Here is a 330-nt window from a genome sequence, read left to right on the forward strand (position 1 = left end):
TCTCGTCGGTCGCGGACCCGGACGAGGTGGTGGTGTGGTCGGAGACGGCGGTGTTCGCGTTGCCGGACTTCGATCAGCGGGGCCTGCTGCCCGCGCGTCCGATGATCACGGGGATGCGCTTCCCGGAGCGGAACAGCGCGGTGTCGTGGGATGGGCGGGTGCGGTCCACGTACGACAAGATGCATCCGGTGCCGTTCGGGGAGTTCTTTCCGCTGCTGGATTCGGCGCGGCCGGTGTATGACGCGGCGTTCCGGCTGCTGGGGTTGCCGTTGTTGGAGGGGACGCGGGCGGGCGTCGTCGCGGAGCCGCTGGCGCTGCGGGGGCGGTTGT

1 protein-coding gene is annotated in these 330 nt (G+C 70.6%); it reads left to right on the forward strand.

Annotated features, from left to right (window positions below; genetic code table 11):
* On the forward strand, positions 1-330 hold a 330-nt coding region (locus DEIPI_RS38920), incomplete at both ends, for a hypothetical protein (protein ID WP_045233626.1).

This window comes from Deinococcus pimensis DSM 21231, from assembly GCF_000519345.1.
In the GTDB taxonomy this organism is placed as follows: Bacteria; Deinococcota; Deinococci; order Deinococcales; family Deinococcaceae; genus Deinococcus_A; species Deinococcus_A pimensis.